Source organism: Undibacterium sp. Ji83W (genome assembly GCF_049340385.1).
Classification (GTDB): Bacteria; Pseudomonadota; Gammaproteobacteria; order Burkholderiales; family Burkholderiaceae_D; genus Undibacterium.
The window spans coordinates 96337-114443 of the sequence record NZ_JBMPOZ010000002.1; the positions used below are offsets into that span (position 1 = coordinate 96337).

Below are 18107 nucleotides of genomic sequence, written 5' to 3' on the forward strand. Positions count from 1 at the left end.
ACATCATCTGCGCCGTCAATGCCATCCAGTCCTGTACCGACCTTGTCCATGAAAAACAGAATATTCATCTTGCTGCAGCATCCCATGTCCCGGCCGATACTGGCATTGCTGGTGCTGTGCGTTATTGATTTGCTGTTGATTCCTGGTTTCTTTCATTTGCGATTGCAGGATGGCCATCTGTATGGCAGCGTGATTGATATCCTGAACCGTGCCGCACCGCTGATGTTGACGGCAGTGGGGATGACACTGGTGATTGCCACCCGTGGCATTGATATTTCTGTCGGCGCTGTAGTGGCCCTGTCTGGCACTGTCGCTGCCATGCTGATAGGCGGCACGTTGAGCATGAAAAACGGCACGCCTGAATATGTCAGCAACACTCCCATGGTATGGGCATTGTGTGCAGCGCTGGGTGCGGCACTGCTGTGTGGGGTGTGGAATGGCGCGCTGGTGGCCTTGCTGGGTCTGCAACCTATCGTGGCGACGCTGATACTGATGGTGGCAGGGCGTGGGTTGGCGCAACTGCTGACAGATGGGCAAATCGTCACCGTGTATTACCAACAGTATTTTTTCATAGGCAGCGGCTATTTGTTCGGCTTGCCGTTTTCATTGACAATAGTTGCCGTGGTGTTCTTGCTGACCGCGCTGATCATGCGCAAAACAGCGCTGGGCCTGTTTATACAGGCTATCGGCATCAACCCGGTGGCAGCCAGGCTGGCCGGCGTCAGGACCGCTACCCTGATCTTTTTCGTCTACCTGTTTTGCAGCCTGTGTGCCGGTGTTGCCGGTTTGATGATCAGTGCCAATATCAAAAGTGCCGATGCAAATAATGCCGGGCTCTTGCTGGAACTTGATGCCATTCTGGCAGTAACCCTGGGTGGCACGTCGCTGAATGGCGGCAAGTTTAGCCTGATAGGCAGCGTGATAGGTGCGCTCATCATACAGACGCTGACGTATACGATTTATGCCATGGGTGTGCCGCCAGAGGTGAATATGGTCGTCAAATCCATCGTCGTATTTGTGGTGTGTCTGTCGCAATCCGCCGAATTCAAAGGCATTTGGCAACGTGCCGTGGCACGTGTCAAACGTCCTTCCTAGCTTACGAAGACTTCTTCGACATGAATCCTTTTTTTCTTACTTTGCGCAAGCTCACACATAGCGCGTATTTTATTTCGCTAGTGACAGTGGGCTTGTTGTTGCTGATGTTGGTGCTGGGGGGGATGGTTTATCCAGGTTTCTTGTCCTTGCAAGTGATTTGCAACCTGCTCATTGATAATGCCTTCTTGCTGGTGATTGCCATTGGCATGAGTTTTGTCATTTTGTCGGGTGGTATTGATCTGTCTGTAGGATCAGTGCTGGCTCTGAGCACTATGATTGCCGCCTGGATGCTACAGATGTGGCACTGGCCGCCCGTCGTGGTAGTGCCGCTGGTACTGGCGTTGGGCAGTCTGTTTGGGGCCGCCATGGGGGCCATGATACATTTCTTTAAATTGCAGGCATTTATCGTTACCCTTGCCGGCATGTTCCTGGCGCGTGGGCTGTGCTATCTGATCAGCATCAACTCCATCACCATTGATGATCCGTGGTTTGTCAGTATGTCGCAAAGCCAGTTGGCGTTTCTCGATGTATTTGTTTCACCGGGCGTGGTGATTGCCCTGCTGATGCTGGGTCTGGCCATTTACCTCGCGCACTATAGTGAATTTGGGCGCGCGGTATATGCCATAGGCGGGAATGAACAAAGCGCCCTGATGATGGGCTTGCCAGTCGCCCGGACCAAGATCATGATTTATGCATTCAGTGGTTTTTGTGCGGCGCTGGCTGGTTTATTGTTTTCGTTTTACATGCTGTCCGGCTATGGTCTGCATGCGCAGGGCACGGAGCTGGATGCCATCGCTGCCGTGGTCATCGGTGGCACATTGTTGACTGGTGGTGTCGGTTATGTGGCTGGTGCGCTGACTGGCGTGCTGGTACTGGGCACCATACAAACCCTGATTGCCTTTGATGGTACGCTAAGCTCTTGGTGGACCAAGATCGTTATCGGTGGTTTGCTATTTGTCTTTTGTCTGGTGCAAAGAATCATGGCAATCAGTGTTGCCAGAAGACCATCGGGTATGGTCGCCAAATCTTGAACAGAGTGCTACACCTGTCGCATACAAACGTGACAAGTCGAAACAACAGCATACGGTCCTGTGAAATGTCGATAAAATCGATTAAAAGAATTTAATATGGATTACGACCCTGCTCATTATGGATACACCCAACCCCAACTGGTTTTTACGTGCACGTCTGAAAACCAGGCAGCTCTTGCTTTTGATCGCCCTCGACGAACATCGTAATATCCATCGTGCGTCCGAAGCCTTGCACATGACCCAACCGGCAGCTTCCAAACAATTGAAAGATCTGGAAGAAATGCTGGACGTGCAATTGTTTGATCGCCAGCCCCGCGGGATGGAACCCACCATCTTTGGCGAAACCATGATACGCCATGCGCGTATGGCTTTGACCAGCCTGGCGCTGGCTCATGACGATATTGTGGCTCTGCGCTCTGGTCTGGTTGGTCAGGTAGAAGTTGGCGTCATCATGACACCAGGCATGGCTTTGCTCCCCAAAGCGATTGCCCGCGTAAAGCAGCAGGCACCTTTATTGCGCATAGGTGTGCATATGGAACAAAGCAATATTTTGCTGGAACAGCTACAGCGCGGAACCCTGGATTTCATGATAGGCCGTATTCTGGACAAGGAAAACAGTTCCAGCCTCAGCTATGAAGAATTGACTGAAGAACCAGCTTGTGCCGTGGCACGCTTAGGCCATCCTTTACTGGAACACAAAAATCTGCAATTACAGGACATCAATACCTGTCCCTGGATATTGCCCCAGCGCGGCAGTGTATTACGCCACAGGTTTGACATGATGTTCAGGCGGGCAGGGCTGGAGCCACCCGTGAATGTAGTGGACACTACAGCATTGCTCTTGATAACGGCATTATTGCAAGAGACAGATTCGCTGCATGTTATGCCACAGGATGTAGCGCGCTACTATGCATCATTGAATGTGTTAAGCATTTTGCCAATAGAATTACCTTGCAAAATGGATGCTTTTGGCATTATTCGCCAGAGTGAACATTTATTGTCGCCTGGCGCCGATCTGTTATTACGCACGGTACGCGATATGGCGAAAGAGCTGTATAAGTGAAGTTGTAAAAAAGCTGTTTTTTTACAAATATATCTTATTCCTGTAGTAATTATTTAAAATAAAGTCTATCTTTAATTGCATATGTATTGCGCAATTCAATGGATAGAGGCCCAGCCTCTGCAACCTCGCATTGTCAGAGGCTTAAATGAAATCATCCTGTTTATTCCGCAAGCGGCGAATAGATTCCCTGATCAGCTTTAAGACCTCAAGTCTGTTGTTTGCCGTGACAATGGCAACGCCATGCTATGCGGCTCTGGCAGCATCAGATAATTTTCTCGATCTTTCCTTCGATGAGCTGGCTAATATACGCATCACTTCGGTTTCGAAAAAAATCGAAAGTGTTGCCAAGGCTCCTGCCTCCATTTTTGTCATTACGAATGAAGAGATACGTCGTTCAGGGGTTGCCAGCCTGCCCGAAGCATTGCGCCTTGCACCAAACCTGCAGGTGGCGCGGGTAGATGCCAGGAATTACGCGGTGACCGCAAGAGGATTCAATAGTCCCTTTGAAAACAAGTTACTAGTCCTGATTGATGGCCGCACTGTTTATTCCCCCCTGTTTTCAGGGGTATTCTGGGATGCGCAGGACGTGGTACTGGAAGATATTGAGCGTATAGAAGTTATTAGCGGTGCAGGCGCTACACTGTGGGGGGCGAATGCCGTCAATGGCGTGATCAATATCATCACCCGCTCCGCCAAAGATACTACGGGTAGTCTGGTTAGTGCAGGTATCAGCCCACACGAGCGCAATATGGCAGTGCGATATGGCGGCAGTTTTGACAATGGCGCAAACTACCGGGTATATGCCAAGCACACAGACAATGATGATAGCCGTAACTTGACCGGCAACCCATTATTGGAAGGTTGGCGTCGTGACCAATTTGGGTTCCGTTCGGATTGGGAGCAAGCGGAGCGTACGCAGGCTTTTATTGGCAATACTTATCATGCCAGCCTGCGCCAGGCTGGCACCGCTGATATTGAGCTTGCCGGCATTAATTTGCTCAGCCGCACGGGTTGGAAGGCTGCTGACAATATCGATAGCAGTCTGCAATTGTATTGGGATCATACTGAGCGCAACCAGCCAAACGCTTATAACGAACATCTTGATACGCTGGATCTGGAATTTCAGCAATCTCAGACCATCAGCAGTTTGCACAATCTGGTTTGGGGAGCGGGCTACCGTTATGCAATAGATAGGGTGCAGAACGGCAATGGCTTTGGATTTTTGCCAGGCGATTTGAACATGCATTGGGCGAACATCTTTATTCAGGATGAGATTCGTTTCAGGGAAAATTTGCGGCTGACACTGGGGCTGAAATTTGAAAAAAACAGCTATACCGGTCTGGAAAGCTTACCTAATCTGCGCCTTGCCTGGGAGCCTGCAGACAGACACTTGCTATGGGCATCACTGTCGCGTTCAGTGAGGACACCCTCACGTATAGATCGTGATTTATTTGCGCCAACCAAACCCATACTGCTAGGCGGGAAGCTCAGGTATATTTATGCTGGCGGTCCAGATTTTGAGTCAGAGATAGCCAAAACCACAGAGCTGGGATACCGCGGCCAGCTAAATAAAAACATTACTTATTCAGCGACCATTTTCTATACTGAATATGACAAAATGCGAACATTGGAACCGGGTGCTTTGGGCCTGGATGCGGTTTTCCGTAATTTGGCTGAGGGCAAGACCAAGGGGGTTGAAATGTGGGCAACCTGGCAAGCCAATCCTGCGTGGCGTTTGACTGCGGGAGGGGTCTGGCAAAATATCAACACCCAATTGAAGGCAGGCAGCAAGGACATTTCAAGTGGAAATGGCTTAACCATAGTCAATGATGCCGATAGCTACTGGATGATACGCAGCAGTTTCGATCTGGCGAAAGATAAGGAGTTAGACATCCATCTGCGCCATGTGGGGAGCCTGCCAAAACCTGTAGTGCCAGCTTATACTTCATTAAATATGCGCTTAGGTTGGAAAATCAGACCTGGTATTGAGCTCTCATTGATAGGACAAAATCTGCTACAAAAATCGCATACTGAATTTGGAGCCAGTCCAAACAGGGCTGAATTCGAACGCAGTCTGATGGTCAGGGTGATATGGAAGCTTTAAAGTCTGGAAAATTATGGTCTGTCCCAAAACCGGAGGGAAAACTATTTTCTGGCTTTTTGCTTTCATTGATGTTGCTCTTGCTGGGTGTTTCGCATGCACAAGCGAATGACTTGAATGACAATCTTGAACAGCGCGTCAAGGCTGCATATCTGTTTAAATTTTGCAGTTATGTTGAATGGCCGGAAAAATCATTTTCTGCAGCAGACAGCGCATTGCATATTGCCGTTCTTGGCTCCGATGGTGTGGCGAATGAATTGATACAGATGGCCTTGGGGCGCAACATCAATGGCCGTGCTTTTCTGGTGAAAAAACTAAAAGGCGATGAGGGTGTTAATGGGTTGAATGGCGTCCATGTACTTTTTGTCGCACGTTCCAACAATAAAATAGCGGATGTTCTGGCGACAGCCAAAGGACGCGCCATCCTGACAGTGACAGAAACAGAAGGTGCCTTGTCTATAGGAAGCATGATCAATTTTGTTGTCGTTGACGGTAAAGTCAGATTTGAAGTCGCCCCGAAAACGGCAACCCAGGATTTAGTCGCCATCAGTTCACGCCTGATCTCCGTCGCATATAAGGTCGCCAGTGGGCAGTAGTGCTGTTTTTCATTCAGCTTTTACTCACCCGGCGATGGGCGATAACGCCGGAATGCTTCGCTGATATTTTGCCTGAGCAGTTCATCATCCCATGGTTTGGTCAGGAAACGGTAGATTTCGCCCCGGTTAATGACATCAAGTACTGACTGCAATTCTGTGTAGCCGCTGAGTACAATCCGCATGGTATCGGGATACAGTTTGGCTGCTATCGTCAGAAAATCCGAACCCGTCATCTTGGACAGGCGTTGTTCACACAATATGACTTGCACCGGGTTGACTGCCAATAGTTCCAGGGCTTTCTGGCTGTCAGGTGCAGTGAGTATGCGGTATCCCTGGCCACGCAAGGACCGTTTCAAGGCTGCCAGTATGGCTTCTTCACTATCAACAAGCAGCAAGGTTTGCTGTTCACTGTCAGCTTCTGGCGCTAATTGCTTGTCGTTCAGTAGCATCAGGGCAAATTCTTTTGCTGGTACCGGGGGACTGAAGAAGTAGCCCTGTATCTGGTCGCAATTACGGGTACGCAGGAATTTTAACTGTGCTTCAGTCTCAACCCCTTCGGCAATGACATTCATATGCAAACTGTGCGCCATACCTATGATGGCAGTAGCGATTGCTGCATCCTCGGGATTTTGTGTAATATCGGTGATAAAAGCCTTGTCAATTTTCACGGTATTAAATGGAAAACGTTTCAGGTAAGCCAGGGAAGAGTAACCAGTACCGAAATCATCGAGCGACAGACATAGGCCATGTTCGCGAAACGCATGCATGATGACTTCAGCATCTTCAGGCTTGTGCATGATCGTAGATTCTGTCAATTCCAATTCTATGGACTCTGGGCCCAGCTTGTTTCTTGAAAGGGCTTCACGCACGATTTCCAGCACGTTGCCTTCCTTGAATTGCAGTGCTGAGAGATTGACGGCAGCTGGCACGATATGCAGTGCATCACGCAACCAGGCAGCCTGCTGTGCGCAAACAGCATTGATAACCCAGGTACCGATGGGGACGATGAGTCCAGTTTCTTCAGCCAGCTCAATGAATGCTGCAGGCGGCAATAATCCCCGTTGAGGATGTTGCCAGCGTATGAGTGCCTCGCTACCTATGATCTGACCGGTTCTCAGGTCTATCTTGGGTTGGAAATACAAGACAAACTGGTTCTGGTCCAGGGCTGTTTTCAACATATTTTCCATTTCTATCATGTCAGAAATCCTGGCATTGATTTCCCATGAATAGAATTGAAAACGTTTCTTTTGCAACTTGCATTGTTTTAATGCAGCCTCTGCATTTTTGAATAAAGATTCAGCGTTAATGGCATCTGTGGGATAAATCGCAACCCCTAGTCTTGCTAATACCTGCGTGCGGCAATCGTCAATCAGCATGGGTTCTTGTAATAAGCTGATGATCTGTTCGCAAGTGGCACTGACGTCTGCATTGCTCGCCAGTTCACCCAGTATTGCAAAATTATCTGCACCTATGCGTGCCACACTGTAATGGCCGGGCAGAGTCTCGATGAGACGTTTGGCAACCAGCTTCAAGATGTGATCACCTATGTGCCTCCCCAAGGTATCGTTCAAATGCTTGAAACGATCCAGGTTGATTGCCATGACAAATACACCGTAATTTTCCCTGTGGGCCGACTGTATAAGTTGATCTACACGGTCCAGAAAAAGGCTGGTATTGGGGAGGGCCGTGAGAGGATCAAAATAGGATAAAAAATTTGCCCGCTTCTCATTATTGATTGCCAACAATGCAAACGACATGTCACCTGCCAGTTCACTGAGCAGTTTCATTTCTTCGTCATCAAAATAATGACTTTCTCGGGCATACAAGACCATGACGCCAACCACCTTGTCATTTACCATCAAAGGCAGACCGACAATGGACAGGTAACCGCGCTCAAGAGCGTCACGGCAGCTACGATCTGAATCTGCCCTGGTTCGTACATCATTGCAGTAGGCCGCCTGCCCAGTTTTAAGTATCTGTTCAGGTATCCCTGGCTCAGCTGGGACGCTGTCCGTTTCTGAGCGCAAGGACGCATTCATTTGCTCAAGTCCGACCCCCTGGCTTGCTGCCAATTCGAAAGAACTGTCCTGGTCGTTAAAAATAGCTATCCAGGCGATGCCAAAACTACCTTGTTCGACGGCGATATGGCAAGCTTCTTCCAGTAGTGCTTGCGGCTCCCTTATGCGGACAATGGCAGAATTGGTGCCACTTAACACGGCATGTATGCGGCTCAGGCGGGCAGTTTTTGCCTGTTCGATTTCAAGCTGACTAACGTAGCGTTCAAGTATGGTGGTGCGCACCAGTGATAAATGAGTACGCACGCGTGCACGTACCAAGGCAGACGATACCGGTTTGATTATATAGTCAACACCACCACAATCGAAACCTGCAGTCTCATCTCCGACTTCACCCAGGGAAGAAACAAAGATGATGGGTATGCTTTCAGTTTCTGCGTCAGCTTTGAGTATTTTGCAAACAGTATAGCCATCCATGTCAGGCATCTGTATATCAAGTAGTATCAAGGCAGGCTTGTGTTTTTTCGCAGCATTCAGGCACTCTTGACCGCTACGTGCAAATACCAGCAGGTAATCAGTTCCCAAAATCTGTTTTAGCGTGGCTAGATTGCCAGGTTCGTCATCCACGATGAGAATTGGGGCGGTGGGCATGGATTATTCCTTCAATTCGATCTCGAAATCTTTAGCCAAGTGCCAGGTCAGTGTCTCCGCACCCCGAAAATCAAAATCATCAACACATGAGCGTAGCGCAGCAAGTTTGTCACCAGGCAGTAAAGGCTTGAGTGCTTCAAGTAACTGGTTGGCGTGATCAGGATGGTCTGTATCCAGTGCCTGCAAAAGCTCAAGCAGCAAAGGACCAACTTTTCCTTTGTCGATATAGTCAGGTTCTGTCAATGACTCTTCTATTTCTTTTTCTTCAGCTGACAAGATTGCGATGGACGCAAAGGTTTTGTCCATCGCCACTTGCAGTTTATCCAAGACAAATTGGCTCTCTTCTGATGCCCCGGTAGTTTCGATTTCTGTCGCAGCATGCGCAATATCAAAAAGCCCTAAATTCCCTGCACACCCTTTCAACTTATGTGCCAAAGTTTTAATCGCATCAATATCATTTGCTGCGTAGCAAGCGGAAAAATGGCTGACACTATCAATATAGTCGATCTTGAATTTCAGCAAAAACTTGCGATAAACTGCGAAGTCATTCCATACCGCCATTGCCTCTTTTACGGCAATCCCTGGAAGTTTTTCAATCTGCTGTGTTGCCACGATGTTTAAGGCTTGAGCCTGATCGTCATCTTCAGACATCTGTGAATGGCAGTGAGTCAACTGCTGTATGGCAGTCATCAACTCTTCAACATTGAAAGGTTTGGCAACAAAAGCATTCATGCCCGCCTCATGCGCAGCTTCCTGTTGCATTTTGAATGCGCCAGCAGTGAGGGCGATGACTGGCAGTTGACCTGCATCCGGCAAGGCACGTAATTGTCTTGTTGCTTCGTAGCCGTCCATCAATGGCATCTGTACATCCATCAAGACAATATCTACCACTTTTGGATGCTTGCGTAACCAGTCCACCGCTGCTTGTCCATCGTTTGCCAAATAGACAGTGGCGCCATCCGCAGCGAGGATTCTTTGTGCGACTTCGCGATTGACTTCGCTATCATCAACGACCAGCACATTTACTCCCGGGATGCGTTTTTCTTTTAATATCCTGGCCTGACGTTTCCTTTGCAGGCGGCCGCTACCTCGACGACCCAGTACTTCGGCGACGCAGTTATACAGGGTTGAACAGGTCACAGGTTTGCTGAGTACACCATCGATCAGACCGATATCTGCATGCTTCAATAATTCATCCCGCGAAAAAGCAGTGACCATCACAACAATAGGTGAAGCATCGTCTTTCAATACATTACGAATCAGGCTGGCAGTTTGCAAACCATCTATCCCCGGCATTTTCCAGTCAAACAGCAACACGTCATATTTAGTATTACTCTCAAGTCTGGCCTGAACTTTTTGAATGGCGGCTTCGCCGGAATCCACCTTGGTCGGGTTCCAGCCCACCGACCGCGCGGTGAGTGCCATGTTTTCACGGGCATTTTCACTGTCATCGGCAATCAGGATGTCCAGTGCAGCCATTTCGGATGGTGCATAGGCACTGGTTGGTGTCCATTCAAAAGGTATGGTGAACCAAAATTCGCTACCCACTCCAAGTTCACTGATGACGCCTATCTCTCCCCCCATCTTGTTCACGAGATGGCGGCAGATGGTCAATCCCAGGCCAGTGCCGCCAAAACGACGGGTAGTGGAGATGTCGGCCTGAGAAAATGCCACAAAAATCTGCGATTGTTTTTCCAATGGAATACCAATGCCCGAGTCTCGTACTGAAAAACGTAAGGTAATCGTATTGTTGTCTCTGGCGAGTTGGCTGATACTCACTATGACAGAGCCATGTTCAGTGAACTTGATGGCATTGCCGGTAAGATTAATCAGTACCTGTTCTACCCGTAGTGCATCACCCAGCAATTGGCCACTGAATGCAGGGGGTGGGGAAATGCTCAATTCAATATCCTTGTCACCAGCGGTGGCAGCCATAATCCCTGCCAGATTGTCCAGCAAATCGACGATACGAAAAGGGGCATGTTCCACTTCCAGTTGTCCGGCTTCGATCTTGGAGAAATCCAGGATGTCATTGATGATGGCTTGTAATGAACGGCCTGCATTGCGAATTTTTTTGACCAGATCTATGGCCTCATCATTAAGTTGATTCTGTTCCAGTAAATAAGCGAATCCCAGAATGGCATTCATGGGTGTACGGATTTCATGGCTCATGTTGGCGAGGAAATCCGCCTTGGCCCGATTGGCACTTTCAGCCTCTTCGGTCCTGCTGATCAAAGTTTGATTGGCAATTTGCAGTTCATTGGTGCGGTCAATGACTCTGCGCTCAAGTTCTGCATTCAGGGTACGTACAGCCTGTTCTGCCTGACTCTTTTCACTGATCTCACGCTCGAGAGTTTGTAGCATGTCATTGAAGGACTGGGCCAATTGACCAATTTCATCTTCCGTACTTTTACTGGCCCGCAAATGATAGTTACGCTGTTCCATGACTTGTCGTGCCACTGTGCTGATGGCATGAATTGGAACAGAAATCCAGCGTTGTAGATGAGATGAAATAAGTACGCCCAAAGCGAGGCTGCCAAATAAAACCAGGCCAAGTATGAAGAGATAGTCAAGCAGCCACTTACCCAACTGATAATGTTGTTTCAGATATATGGTGCCAAGAACTTCGTGATCTGAATTTATGCGTTTGAAAACTGCAAGTTCACCGCCTTCAAAATGAGAATTTTCGACGCCTGGACTTAACGGCAATTGATCCTTGCGGCCAGGCTCTCGCAAATAATGAGCAAATAATTTGCCTTGGGACGTGTATATCGCCGCAGCGACGATATTTGGATTAGCCCGTAATTGCGCCAGATTTTCATTCGCCACCTTGATGTCATCAAATTCCAGCGCTACTGCACTTCCTTGCGCCAGGATACTTGCCAGCACCGATAATTCAGCAACCGTCTTGGCGCGATTTTCCATTAACTCATGGTAGAGGAGGGCACCGCCAGCGGATGCTAAAGTGACGAAGTTGGCGATCAAGACCATGAGCAGCAGTTTGTGGCGAACCGTGCGCAATCTTAGCGTGGGCATTCTCATAAGCACCTGGCTTTCCAGCGTACTTGCAAGCGTAATAAATCTGAAAATGGAACAAAAGAAGCATGCAAGATGAAGAGATGCTTGAATTGACAGGGCAAGAAAAAATGAGAGGCAGCAGCAATCAGTGCGTGTTTACATGCGATGGCACGCTGAACTGAAACGGTATTTTGGTGAGTCTGTAAGCGTTTTTGTTGAGCTTGAATGGAACCGGAGAATATCAACTCATCGCTCTGTTTAGCGTAAGGACATATATTGATGTAACAAAGCTTTTGTTTCATCTTACCCACGCTCAAGTATTTGCGCCGTCAGAGTCTTGCTAAGCTATTTTAATCAATTTTAGTGATTGATTATGATATTTATATAAATATTTCCAATTTAATACAAAACGCTAAACTTGCAAGATTTTTAGATTGACGCGCGAAATATTTTAAATGCAGCAATGCTAAAAATTGATCGAAATATGAGGGAACAACTTGATTTTTTGAGTAAACTGAATTGCCGAAATAGAAAAACCTGCACGAGGCAGGTTTTTTTATTCTTCACAAAGAGTATTGAGAATTTCTTCAATATACAATGCTGATTGTATGCTCAGCATTCGACATAAGTCTTTGATTTTATTGGTCGGGGCGAGAGGATTCGAACCTCCGACCCCGTGCACCCCATGCACGTACGCTACCAGGCTGCGCTACGCCCCGACACTGAGCGAAAGATTATAGTATATCGTGGCGAATTTTGCTATGTTTGGCCAGAAACTTCTTAAATGCTTGCCTTGGTGAAAATATTTGTCCGATTTTATTCATTATTTGACTGAAATATTTTCATAATTCAGAAAAAACTGTGAAAATACTCATCCTAGGTCGCCGTATCAATACGGTGCTTAAAAACATTTCTGAATAAATACAACATGACAATTAAAATCAGTCAGAACTTCGACGCGGGAGCGATTGAAGTCGTCAAGGCGGAACAGGCGGGGGCCATCGATTTGAATTTGCGCAAGGATTCACATGCCGATATCTGGCAATGGTTTCACTTTCGCTTGCAGGGCGCACGTGGGCAAGAGACTGTCATGCGCATTCTCAATGCAGGCGAAGCCACCTATGCCAAGGGGTGGGAAGGCTACCGCGCAGTAGCAAGTTATGACAGGGCCAACTGGTTCCGTGTGGACACCGAGTTTGATGGCAAGGTCATGACCATACGCCATACACCTGAGCGTGACAGCGTGTACTACGCTTATTTTGAGCCTTACACATGGGAGCGTCACCTGGCCTTGCTGGGTGGAGTGGAAAATTCTTCGGTTGCCCGTGTTGAAGACCTGGGTAATACCGTCGATGGCCGTGATCTTAACCTGATCGTTGTCGGTGACCCTGCGGCTGAAAAGAAAGTCTGGATCATTGCGCGCCAACATCCGGGTGAAACCATGGCTGAATGGCTGGTGGAAGGCACTTTGAATGCCTTGCTGGACCCATCTAATCCAATTGCACGCTGCATCCTTGATAAAGCGGTTGTATATATTGTGCCGAACATGAACCCGGATGGTTCTGTACGTGGCAACCTGCGTACCAATGCCGCAGGTGCCAACTTGAACCGTGAATGGATGACACCGTCACTGGAAACCAGCCCGGAAGTGTATTACGTCAAGAACAAGATCCATGAAACTGGTTGTGACCTGTTCCTGGATATCCATGGTGATGAAGCCTTGCCTTACATTTTCGTTGCTGGCAGCGAAATGCTGGCTGGCTTTAGCGAAAAGCAGATGCAAGAGCAGCAGCATTTCGTTGACAGCTTTTGCCTGGCAAGTCCTGACTTCCAGACCAAATACGGCTATGAAGCATCGAAATATAATGAAGATGTGCTGAAGCTGGCATCCAAGTATATTGGCCACACCTTCAAATGCGTTTCACTGACGCTGGAATTGCCGTTCAAGGACAATGCCAATTTGCCAGATGCTGAAGTGGGTTGGGATGGTTCCCGCAGTATCAAGCTGGGTGAAGCGATGTTGCAACCGATTTTGGCGACATTGAGTGCATAATTCCGGTATTTATTGATCGGAGTAGTAATGGGCGTAGAAATTGAACGCAAATTCCTTGTTGTGAATCAGGATTTCAAACAGCAGGGGCAGGGCACATTTCTGCGCCAGGGTTATATTTGTCCTGACCCCGGTCGCATCGTACGGGTACGCATAGAAGCTGAGCGTGCGATGCTGACCATCAAGGGCATGTCAACTGGCATTAGCTGCGGCGAATGGGAATATCCCATCCCACTGGCCGATGCGCAAATCTTGCTGGACACAGTCTGCCAGCAACCTCTCATAGAAAAAACACGTTATCGCATTCCTCTTGCCGGTTTGATCTGGGAAGTGGATGAATTTATTGGCGATAATCTTGGCCTTGTCGTGGCCGAGGTCGAGCTTGAATCCGAACAGCAGCAATTTGATCGTCCGACGTGGCTGGGTGAAGAAGTCAGTCACGACAGGCGCTATGCAAATGCGAATTTGCTCAAGCATCCCTATAAGGACTGGGCATAATCATGGCCAGGTTGATTTTCACCCAGCAACTCAGTCGCTTTACTGAAGTTCCTGAGGTGGAAACCGTGGCTGATAATTTGCGCGATGCGATGGAAGCAGCATTCCAGGTCAACCCAACTTTGCGCGGCTACATCCTGGACGAACAGGGTGATCTGCGTTTTCATGTGGTGGTTTTTATAGATGGCAAGCGTGTCATGCAGCGCAGTGGCTTGCGCGACCCTTTAGATTCAAATAGCAAGGTCTATGTCTTGCAGGCTCTTTCAGGAGGCTAATGATGAAAGCAATGGTAGCAACCCGCAAGGGTTTGTTTGAATTGATCCATATGGATGGCAAATGGAAGCTGGATCAGATCAGTTTTCTGGGTGAGCCCCTGAGCATGTGCCTGCATGACAAACGCGATGGCGCTGTGTATGCGGCATTGAACCTGGGGCACTTTGGAGTCAAGCTGCACAGACGCGATGAGGGCCGTGATGACTGGACAGAGATCGCCGTGCCAGCCTACCCTGAACACACAAAGACAGACGACGATGTCGAATGGAAGCTGAAGGTAATCTGGTCGCTGGAAACGGGTGGCAGTGAAGAGCCGGGTGTGTTGTGGGCAGGTACCTTGCCAGGTGGTTTATTCCGTTCAACAGACCGTGGCAATAGCTGGGAATTGGTGCGCAGTCTTTGGGACAGGGAAGAGCGCAAGGAATGGATGGGCGGTGGTTATGACACGCCTGGCATACATTCGATCTGTGTCAACCCGCGCAATCCTCAGCATATTCTACTTGGCATCTCCTGTGGTGGTGCCTGGAAAACTGAAGATGGCGGCAAGAATTGGGGATTATGTGCATCCGGTATGCATGCCGCTTATATGCCGCCCGACATGGCAGACAAGCAAAATATCCAGGACCCGCACTTGATCGCTCGCAGCAAGTTTGCCAGCCACGTTTTATGGTGCCAGCATCATAATGGCATTTGGCGCAGTGAAGACGATGCATTGAGCTGGCAACAATTGCATTTGCCAGAAGGTATTCCAGATTTTGGTTTTGCAGTAGCTGCACATCCACGTGACCCCAACACCGCTTGGTTTGTACCTGCTGTGGCTGATCAAAAGCGTGTGCCCCTGCATGGTGCCATGAGTGTCACGCGTACACGGGATGGTGGCAAGACCTTTGAATCTTTGCGAAATGGTTTGCCACAACAAGATTGCTATGATCTGGTTTATCGCCATGGCTTGGCTGTGTCAGAAAATGGCAAAAATCTGCTGATGGCTTCGACTACCGGCAATTTATGGGCGAGTGAGAATGAAGGGGATGACTGGTACCAGATATCAGCTAATTTGCCACCGATTTACGCCGTCAAATTTTATTGATCTCGTTCACCTGAGGTATTAAGGCCAGAGTATGTACTCTGGCCTTAATGCATTTCAGACGCTGGGTCTTTGCGGAATTCGCTGCGCCGGATCATAGAAGAAGGTTTCTTCAGCTATGCATTCACCTTCCCAGCGCTGGTAGGCAAGTTCTTCCATCTGCGTAACACTGCCATCCAACCACTCGAATCTGAAAATCCAGCGTATGACGACATGATCGCCATTCACCAATACCGGATGCACGCAGGTAGATGTTACTGACTTGGCGCGTGACATGACGGCATGTTCTGCGTCCACATGCGCCGCACGGCCTATCCTGGGCTTGGCCTGGTTTTCCTGCATGCTGGAATTTTCGGTATAAAACTCTTCACATGCTGTGGCATGTTCGTTTGCTTCTACCTTGGCGATAAAACGTTTTAATGTGTCTTGACTGGGCATGGATTCGTTCTCAGAGAGATACAACTAGGCTGAACTAATAGCAACGTGAAATTGATTCTGCTACGCATACCGGTTTATCCTGGCCTTCGCGTTCTATCGTGACTTCCCAGGTGAATTGCGCGCCATCTTTGATGTCTTCAATTTCCAGCAGTTTCAAACGGGCGCGTACCCGGCTGCCGACAGGAACAGGGGAGGGGAAGCGTACCTTGTTGAGTCCATAATTGACGCCCATTTTGACGTAAGTGAGCTTGATGGCATTGGCAACCAGCATGGGCAGCAAGGACAAAGTCAAAAAGCCATGCGCAATCGGCCCACCAAAAGGAGATTCACGTTTGGCTCTTTCTACATCAATATGTATCCATTGATGGTCGCCGGTGGCATCGGCAAAAGTGTTCACCCTTTCCTGACTGATTTCTACCCATTCTGACTGGGCAACTTCCTGGTCTATCAATTCTTTTAATTCAGCAAGGCTATTAAATTCTCTCATCATGTTTCCTTGTTTTTGTTTTAATCAGTCAGGGCGGCGGCCAAACATGCCCATGCCGGTAATCGTGCAGACCAGCTTGCCTTCCTGGTTATGCGCTTTCCATAATGTATTGATGACACCCCGGTCTGGCTTTGAGGTAGAGAGTTTGCTGCCGGTGGTTTCGGCTGTGACAGTCAGGGTGTCGCCAGGGCGCACTGGCAGTATCCAGCGTATTTCATCAACGCCTGGTGAGCCCATGCTGCTTGAATTGGCCAGGAAGCCATCCACCACCATGCGCATGATCATGCCGCAGGTATGCCAGCCGCTGGCGATGACGCCTCCAAAGATGGAATGGCTTGCCGCTTCTTTATCGACGTGAAAAGATTGTGGGTCGAATTGCCTGGCGAATGTGATGATTTCTTCTTCAGTGACTACACGTTGCCCCAGCTCTATGACTGTGCCGGGAACAAAGTCTTCAAAATACCAGCGATCTGTTTTGATACTCATAGTGTGTCCTTGTTGTTTCCTTATTGTTTCAAAAGGCAAAAAAAATCCCGAACACAGTCGGGATTTTTCTACAGCATTCAGGCTGCGCTTTTGAAGCCGGGTTGTGCGACAAATCTGGCGAGGTGATGATCAGTGTCACCCAATGACAACTCTATCGTGGTCAGGCGCTTGAACATGTGGGCTACCGGCAGTTCATTCGTGACACCCATGCCACCATGCAATTGCACGGCTTGCTGGCCTATGTATTTGGCAGCCTGACCTATCCTGGCCTTGGCTGCAGATACTGTACGGCGGCGCTCTTCCACATTATCAGAGGCGATTTTGACAGCAGCCAGTGTCGCCATGGAGCGGGCTTGTTCCATTTCCATGAACATTTCTGCCATGCGATGTTGCAAGACCTGGAATTTGCCGATAGGTACGCCAAATTGCTGGCGGGTTTTCAGATAATCCAGGGTAGCTGCGGTAATTGCTTCCATGATGCCTATGGATTCTGCACACAGCAGGGTAACACCATAATCTGCCACCGCATCCAGCAATTCCCAACCGCCATCCACTATACTTAATAGTGCATCTGCACCGACTTGTACCTTGCTAAAGGTAATATCAGCAGCACGATAACCATCGATAGTGCGGTAATCGCGACGGCTGATGCCTTCTGCATTGGCATCAACGATAAACAGGCTGATGCCATTTGTATCGCGCTGCGCTCCACTGCTGCGTGCTGAGACGATCAGTTTATCTGCCTGGGCACCATGCAGTACCACAGTCTTGCTGCCATTGAGTACAAAACCTTCACCACTCTTGCTGGCAGTGGTGGCAATATCAAACAGGTCGTGACGTGATTGTCTTTCGCCCAGTGCGTTCGCCAGCTTGATTTCACCACAAGCGATCTGCTCCAGTACATCCGTATGTTTGCCAGATTTTTTTAAAAACTCTGCGCCCATGACAGTGGCAAAGTAGGGCTCGATAACAATGCCCCGCCCCAGCTCCTGCATGATGACCAGCATGTCGATGGCAGAACCATTGAAGCCACCTTGCTCTTCCGGTACAGGCAAGGCCAGTGCGCCCAGTTCTGTGAGGCCAGCCCAAGCCTTTGCAGATACACCTTCAGCCGATTCTATAATTTGTTTACGTTGTTCAAAGCCATAATCTTTTTCTACCCAGCGACGTAAGGCATCAGCAAACTGTGTTTGTTCTTGTGTTAAGTTGAAATCCATTTTGCTC

At 48.7% G+C, this 18107-nt stretch carries 15 protein-coding genes and 1 tRNA gene; 9 read left to right on the top strand and 7 right to left on the bottom strand.

Annotated elements, in window-relative coordinates:
- Positions 1–18: 18 nt before the first annotated feature.
- The 5 genes from ACO0LD_RS04635 to ACO0LD_RS04655 all read left to right on the top strand — a co-directional run bounded on the left by ACO0LD_RS04635 (position 19) and on the right by ACO0LD_RS04655 (position 5886).
- A complete protein-coding gene (locus ACO0LD_RS04635; RefSeq protein ID WP_423005023.1) occupies positions 19–1095 on the top strand; it encodes an ABC transporter permease in 1077 nt (358 codons plus the stop codon).
- 20 nt (positions 1096–1115) lie between these two features.
- Complete coding sequence (yjfF, locus tag ACO0LD_RS04640) at positions 1116–2126, top strand: galactofuranose ABC transporter, permease protein YjfF (RefSeq protein WP_423004229.1); 1011 nt, start codon at positions 1116–1118, stop codon at positions 2124–2126.
- 118 nt (positions 2127–2244) lie between these two features.
- On the top strand, positions 2245–3189 hold the full coding sequence (locus ACO0LD_RS04645; RefSeq protein WP_423004230.1) for a LysR family transcriptional regulator: 945 nt from the start codon (positions 2245–2247) through the stop codon (positions 3187–3189).
- A 145-nt stretch (positions 3190–3334) separates the two neighbouring features.
- Positions 3335–5293: a TonB-dependent receptor plug domain-containing protein gene (locus ACO0LD_RS04650; protein WP_423004231.1), complete on the top strand. Its 1959-nt coding sequence runs from the start codon at positions 3335–3337 to the stop codon at positions 5291–5293.
- Positions 5281–5886, top strand: coding sequence for a YfiR family protein (locus ACO0LD_RS04655; protein ID WP_423004233.1), 606 nt, complete (start codon positions 5281–5283; stop codon positions 5884–5886). The genes ACO0LD_RS04650 and ACO0LD_RS04655 overlap by 13 nt, the downstream gene beginning before the upstream one ends.
- Before the next feature lie 20 nt (positions 5887–5906).
- Here the strand turns inward: ACO0LD_RS04655 and ACO0LD_RS04660 are convergent, their stop codons facing one another.
- The 3 genes from ACO0LD_RS04660 to ACO0LD_RS04670 all read right to left on the bottom strand — a co-directional run bounded on the left by ACO0LD_RS04660 (position 5907) and on the right by ACO0LD_RS04670 (position 12289).
- On the bottom strand, positions 5907–8552 hold the full coding sequence (locus ACO0LD_RS04660; protein ID WP_423004235.1) for an EAL domain-containing protein: 2646 nt from the start codon (positions 8550–8552) through the stop codon (positions 5907–5909).
- 3 nt (positions 8553–8555) lie between these two features.
- Positions 8556–11588, bottom strand: coding sequence for a response regulator (locus tag ACO0LD_RS04665; RefSeq protein ID WP_423004237.1), 3033 nt, complete (start codon positions 11586–11588; stop codon positions 8556–8558).
- 624 nt (positions 11589–12212) lie between these two features.
- Positions 12213–12289 (bottom strand) — tRNA-Pro (locus tag ACO0LD_RS04670).
- A 209-nt stretch (positions 12290–12498) separates the two neighbouring features.
- Here ACO0LD_RS04670 and ACO0LD_RS04675 point away from each other — a divergent pair.
- The 4 genes from ACO0LD_RS04675 to ACO0LD_RS04690 are packed head-to-tail and all read left to right on the top strand — an operon-like array spanning position 12499 to position 15475.
- Entirely contained in the window at positions 12499–13623 is a 1125-nt protein-coding gene (locus ACO0LD_RS04675; RefSeq protein WP_423004239.1) for a M14 family metallopeptidase, read from the top strand.
- 27 nt (positions 13624–13650) lie between these two features.
- Positions 13651–14118, top strand: a complete 468-nt coding sequence (locus ACO0LD_RS04680; protein WP_423004241.1) for a CYTH domain-containing protein — start codon at positions 13651–13653, stop codon at positions 14116–14118.
- A 2-nt stretch (positions 14119–14120) separates the two neighbouring features.
- On the top strand, positions 14121–14390 hold the full coding sequence (locus tag ACO0LD_RS04685) for a MoaD/ThiS family protein (protein WP_423004243.1): 270 nt from the start codon (positions 14121–14123) through the stop codon (positions 14388–14390).
- Complete coding sequence (locus ACO0LD_RS04690) at positions 14390–15475, top strand: WD40/YVTN/BNR-like repeat-containing protein (RefSeq protein WP_423004245.1); 1086 nt, start codon at positions 14390–14392, stop codon at positions 15473–15475. Before ACO0LD_RS04685 ends, ACO0LD_RS04690 begins: the two co-directional genes overlap by 1 nt.
- A gap of 54 nt (positions 15476–15529) precedes the next feature.
- Here the strand turns inward: ACO0LD_RS04690 and ACO0LD_RS04695 are convergent, their stop codons facing one another.
- From ACO0LD_RS04695 to ACO0LD_RS04710, 4 genes are all read right to left on the bottom strand, one after another.
- Positions 15530–15910 carry a nuclear transport factor 2 family protein gene (locus ACO0LD_RS04695; RefSeq protein WP_423004247.1) on the bottom strand — a complete coding sequence of 127 codons (381 nt, stop codon included), beginning with the start codon at positions 15908–15910 and terminating at the stop codon, positions 15530–15532.
- A gap of 34 nt (positions 15911–15944) precedes the next feature.
- Entirely contained in the window at positions 15945–16397 is a 453-nt protein-coding gene (locus ACO0LD_RS04700; protein WP_423005025.1) for a MaoC family dehydratase, read from the bottom strand.
- Between the two features lie 24 nt (positions 16398–16421).
- Positions 16422–16883 (bottom strand): MaoC family dehydratase, encoded by a 462-nt coding sequence (locus tag ACO0LD_RS04705; protein WP_423004249.1) that lies wholly within the window; start codon positions 16881–16883, stop codon positions 16422–16424.
- A gap of 77 nt (positions 16884–16960) precedes the next feature.
- The gene (locus ACO0LD_RS04710) at positions 16961–18100 is read right to left on the bottom strand and encodes an acyl-CoA dehydrogenase family protein (RefSeq protein WP_423004251.1); all 1140 of its coding nucleotides are present in this window, start codon (positions 18098–18100) and stop codon (positions 16961–16963) included.
- Positions 18101–18107 lie beyond the last annotated feature (7 nt).

Excerpts from the sequence above, each read along its gene's own strand:
- ACO0LD_RS04655 (WP_423004233.1), top strand. The coding sequence starts at position 5,281 with ATGGAAGCTTTAAAGTCTGGAAAATTATGGTCTGTCCCAAAACCGGAG.
- ACO0LD_RS04680 (WP_423004241.1), top strand. The coding sequence starts at position 13,651 with ATGGGCGTAGAAATTGAACGCAAATTCCTTGTTGTGAATCAGGATTTC.
- yjfF (WP_423004229.1), top strand. The coding sequence starts at position 1,116 with ATGAATCCTTTTTTTCTTACTTTGCGCAAGCTCACACATAGCGCGTAT.
- ACO0LD_RS04650 (WP_423004231.1), top strand. The coding sequence starts at position 3,335 with ATGAAATCATCCTGTTTATTCCGCAAGCGGCGAATAGATTCCCTGATC.
- ACO0LD_RS04665 (WP_423004237.1), bottom strand. The coding sequence starts at position 11,588 with ATGCCCACGCTAAGATTGCGCACGGTTCGCCACAAACTGCTGCTCATG.
- ACO0LD_RS04710 (WP_423004251.1), bottom strand. The coding sequence starts at position 18,100 with ATGGATTTCAACTTAACACAAGAACAAACACAGTTTGCTGATGCCTTA.
- ACO0LD_RS04705 (WP_423004249.1), bottom strand. The coding sequence starts at position 16,883 with ATGAGTATCAAAACAGATCGCTGGTATTTTGAAGACTTTGTTCCCGGC.
- ACO0LD_RS04685 (WP_423004243.1), top strand. The coding sequence starts at position 14,121 with ATGGCCAGGTTGATTTTCACCCAGCAACTCAGTCGCTTTACTGAAGTT.
- ACO0LD_RS04675 (WP_423004239.1), top strand. The coding sequence starts at position 12,499 with ATGACAATTAAAATCAGTCAGAACTTCGACGCGGGAGCGATTGAAGTC.
- ACO0LD_RS04695 (WP_423004247.1), bottom strand. The coding sequence starts at position 15,910 with ATGCCCAGTCAAGACACATTAAAACGTTTTATCGCCAAGGTAGAAGCA.
- ACO0LD_RS04690 (WP_423004245.1), top strand. The coding sequence starts at position 14,390 with ATGATGAAAGCAATGGTAGCAACCCGCAAGGGTTTGTTTGAATTGATC.
- ACO0LD_RS04645 (WP_423004230.1), top strand. The coding sequence starts at position 2,245 with ATGGATACACCCAACCCCAACTGGTTTTTACGTGCACGTCTGAAAACC.
- ACO0LD_RS04700 (WP_423005025.1), bottom strand. The coding sequence starts at position 16,397 with ATGAGAGAATTTAATAGCCTTGCTGAATTAAAAGAATTGATAGACCAG.
- ACO0LD_RS04660 (WP_423004235.1), bottom strand. The coding sequence starts at position 8,552 with ATGCCCACCGCCCCAATTCTCATCGTGGATGACGAACCTGGCAATCTA.
- ACO0LD_RS04635 (WP_423005023.1), top strand. The coding sequence starts at position 19 with ATGCCATCCAGTCCTGTACCGACCTTGTCCATGAAAAACAGAATATTC.